Origin of the sequence: Sandarakinorhabdus oryzae (genome assembly GCF_009733735.1) — a bacterium.
Taxonomy (GTDB): domain Bacteria; phylum Pseudomonadota; class Alphaproteobacteria; order Sphingomonadales; family Sphingomonadaceae; genus Sandarakinorhabdus; species Sandarakinorhabdus oryzae.
In genome coordinates this window covers 1-3,125 of the sequence record NZ_WNJP01000245.1, presented here as the reverse complement: position 1 = coordinate 3,125, position 3,125 = coordinate 1, and the positions used below count along the sequence as shown (strand labels likewise).

The 3,125-nt window shown below is 69.9% G+C and carries 5 protein-coding genes and 1 pseudogene; 5 read left to right on the top strand and 1 reads right to left on the bottom strand.

Going from position 1 to position 3,125, the window contains the following annotated elements; genetic code table 11:
- On the top strand, window positions 1-484 hold a 484-nt coding region (locus GJ693_RS14995), incomplete at its 5' end, for a tetratricopeptide repeat protein (protein ID WP_156257062.1).
- Here GJ693_RS14995 and GJ693_RS14990 read toward each other — a convergent pair.
- Window positions 485-958 carry an Hsp20 family protein gene (locus tag GJ693_RS14990; RefSeq protein ID WP_156257061.1) on the bottom strand — a complete coding sequence of 158 codons (474 nt, stop codon included), beginning with the start codon at window positions 956-958 and terminating at the stop codon, window positions 485-487.
- Here GJ693_RS14990 and GJ693_RS14985 point away from each other — a divergent pair.
- From GJ693_RS14985 to GJ693_RS14970, 4 genes and pseudogenes are all read left to right on the top strand, one after another.
- Window positions 957-1,466, top strand: coding sequence for a DUF1465 family protein (locus tag GJ693_RS14985; RefSeq protein WP_197042246.1), 510 nt, complete (start codon window positions 957-959; stop codon window positions 1,464-1,466). The two genes, GJ693_RS14990 and GJ693_RS14985, sit on opposite strands and share 2 nt — an antisense overlap.
- Window positions 1,463-1,870 carry a VOC family protein gene (locus GJ693_RS14980; protein ID WP_156257059.1) on the top strand — a complete coding sequence of 136 codons (408 nt, stop codon included), beginning with the start codon at window positions 1,463-1,465 and terminating at the stop codon, window positions 1,868-1,870. The genes GJ693_RS14985 and GJ693_RS14980 overlap by 4 nt, the downstream gene beginning before the upstream one ends.
- Before the next feature lie 60 nt (window positions 1,871-1,930).
- Entirely contained in the window at window positions 1,931-2,647 is a 717-nt protein-coding gene (locus tag GJ693_RS14975; RefSeq protein ID WP_156257058.1) for an ABC transporter ATP-binding protein, read from the top strand.
- Window positions 2,647-3,125, top strand: a pseudogene (locus tag GJ693_RS14970) (hypothetical protein); the annotation flags it as partial. The gene GJ693_RS14975 and the pseudogene GJ693_RS14970, both read left to right, overlap by 1 nt.

Sequence of the window (3,125 nt, the reverse complement as noted above, 5' to 3'; positions counted from 1 at the left end):
CATCGCCCGCCCGTGCCGCGAGGCCGCTGAAGCCAGCCCGCCCTCGCGCGGCCAGTTGCGCCGCTGCGACCAGGCCATCCGCCAGCCCGGCATCGCCCTGCCGGTGCGCCTGGCCATGCTGCTCAATCGCGGCATCGCCTTGCTGCAGGCCGGCAAGGCCGAGAAGGCGGCGCAGGATTTCGATCTCGCCATCCAGGCGGCGCCGGCGCTGGCCGAAGCCTGGATCAACAAGGGAGTGGCACTGACGCGCCTGCCGGGCCGACAGGATGAGGCCGTGGCCCTGATCAGCCATGGCATCGATCTGGGCCCGAAGGACCCGGCGCGGGCCTATTTCGCCCGGGCCCAGGCCCTGGAAGTGGCGGGGCGGTTGAAAGAGGCAATGGAAGATTATGGCGCCGCGGCCCGCGCCAATCCGGACTGGCCGGCGCCCGCCGAGGAACTCAAGCGGTTCCACGTCGAGCGCCGGAAGGTCCTTCGCGGTTGATTACTCGGCCGCGAGCGCCGTGGTGGTCGCGGTCGGCAGGGCGTCAACGGCCGGCGCGATGTCCACCTTGCGCGGCTTCTTGTGCTCCGGAATCTCGCGCACCAGCTCGATGTTGAGCAGGCCGTTCTCGAAACCGGCGCCGGTCACCTTGATGGTGTCGGCCAGCTGGAAGCGGCGTTCAAAGCTGCGCTTGGCAATGCCGCGGTGCAGGAACAGGCGTTCCTTGCCGTCCGCATCCGTGGCGGCCTGGCCGGCAACGATCAGCGTGTTTTCCTGCACGGTGATGTCCAGCTCGTTGCGGGCAAAGCCAGCCACCGCCATCTGGATGCGATAGGCGCCGTCGCCAAGCTTTTCGATATTGTAGGGGGGATAGGCGTCGCCGGTGTCGACACGCCCGGCCAGTTCGACCAGCCGGTTCAGATTCTCGAATCCGATGGACGAACGCAGCAAGGGAGAGATATCAAATCCACGCATGGCAAAATCCTCTTCAAGCAATGTTGCCGATGATCCCGCCCAGGATGGCGCGGGAGGCGCTGACGCCCCTTCTGGCGGCGTCGGCAACGCCAATCTGGGTAGCCTTGATCCGGAATCAAGAGGCCGCCAGCGCCGCCGCGCCGTGCCGTTGCGCGGGCTGCTCGACGCGCTCTATCACGACACCATTGCCACCTCCGAAGCCGCCCGGCGCTGGTTCGACGGGCCGGGCCGGTTGTGGCGCGAGGAACTGGCGCCGGAGCCGGCGCTGGCGGTGTCGATGGAAGCGCTGGGCGTCACCACGCGGCTCTTGAGCGTCATGAACTGGCTGCTCGATCCGGCGCATGACGGCGATATCACCAGTGTGGGCCCGATTGCCTGCCCGCTGCCGCCGCCACTGCCGGCCGATCACCCGTTGCTCGCCACCGAAGGCGCGCCGGCCGTGCTGGCCAGTCGCCAGATGCTGGCCCGCGCCCACCAGATTGCCGCCAACCATGGAGCCCCAGCTTGAGCCCTTTCCACCTCGCCATCCCGGTTGATGACCTGTCTGCCGCCCGGCAATTCTATGGCGCGGTGCTGGGCTGCCCCGAAGGCCGATCGTCGGAAACGTGGATCGATTTCGATTTCCACGGCCATCAGCTGGTGGTGCACAAGGCGCCGAAATCGGCCATCCACCGCAACCCGGTTGATGGCGACAGCGTGCCGGTGCCGCATTTCGGGCTGGTGCTGGATTGGGCCGGCTGGGAGGCGCTGGCCGCGCGCATCCGCCATGCCGGCCTCGCTTTCGAAATGGAGCCGCACGTGCGCTTTGCCGGCAAGCCGGGCGAGCAGGGCACCTTCTTCCTGTTTGATCCGGCCGGCAACGCGCTGGAATTCAAGGCAATGCGCCATCCGGAAAATCTGTTCGCCAAATAGGGGCCAGGGAGGGCAACTCGCCACACCCTCGGCCCTGACTGACTGGGCTAAAGCCAAGCCATGCGACCCGACACGCCCTCCGCCGGACCGGCGGTGGCTGCCCCCGTGCTGGCAGCCACCGGCCTGGCGCGTGCCGTGCCGCTTGCCGGTGGCGGCCGGCGCACCCTGTTTTCAGGCGTGACCCTGGCGCTGGCGCCGGGCGACGTGGTGGCGATCACCGGTGAATCCGGGGTGGGCAAATCCACCCTGCTCAACGTGATTGCCGGCCTGGACGCGGCCGACGCTGGCGAAGTGCTGATCGGCGGCCGGCCGGTGGCAACGCTTGCCGAGCCGGAACGGGCGAGGCTGCGCGCCTCGGCGCTGGGGTTCGTGTTCCAGGCCTTTCACGTGCTGCCGCACCTCAGCCTGGCGCGCAACGTGGCGCTGCCCTGCCTGCTGGCCGGCATGAACGCTGCCGATGCGCTTGACCGGGCCGAGGCGATGCTGGCCGCGGTCGGGCTTGCAGGTCGCGGTGGCGACTGGCCGGCCGTGCTGTCGGGCGGGGAGTTGCAGCGGGTGGCCATCGCCCGCGCGCTCGTGCACCAGCCTGGCCTGGTGCTGGCCGACGAGCCAACCGGCAATCTCGATCCCGAAACGGCGGCGCGCATCCTTGATCTCTTGCTGGCCCAGGCGCGCGAGCGGCGGGCCGCCGTGCTGATCGTCACCCACAGCGAGATGGTCGCCGCGGCCGCCGATCGCGTGCTGCGCCTGTCGGCCAGCGGCCTCGTTCCGGCCTGATGCAGAGCTGGACGCCAACGCGCTGGCTCATCGCCGGCGAATGGCGCGCGCATCCGGTGCGCATGGGCCTGGCGGTGCTGGCGATTGCGGTGGGCGTGGCGCTGGGCTTTGCCGTGCACATGGTCAACAGCGCGGCGCTGGCGAGTTTCGGCCGCGCCGTCGCCAGCGTGCAGGGGCGGGCCGATGTTGCAGTGCGCAGCCGATCGGCGGCGGGGCTGGACGAAGGGCTCTATCCGAAGCTGGCGCAGTTGCGCCAGGTCGAGGCGATCAGCCCGGTGGTGGAGCTGCCGGCGAGCTGGGGCCGGCTGGCGCGGCCGGGGTCGCGAGCAAAAGGCGGCCGCTTCACATTGATCGGCCTTGATCCGCTGCGCGCGATGCGCGTGACGCCGGGGCTGGTTGGTCTGTCGCGCGCCGGCCAGTCCGGGGTGGGCAGCCGGCCGACGTGGCAGGGCGATGCGGTGTGGCTGTCGCCGGCGCT

Excerpts from the sequence above, each read along its gene's own strand:
- GJ693_RS14985 (WP_197042246.1), top strand. The coding sequence starts at position 957 with ATGGCAAAATCCTCTTCAAGCAATGTTGCCGATGATCCCGCCCAGGAT.
- GJ693_RS14990 (WP_156257061.1), bottom strand. The coding sequence starts at position 958 with ATGCGTGGATTTGATATCTCTCCCTTGCTGCGTTCGTCCATCGGATTC.
- GJ693_RS14975 (WP_156257058.1), top strand. The coding sequence starts at position 1,931 with ATGCGACCCGACACGCCCTCCGCCGGACCGGCGGTGGCTGCCCCCGTG.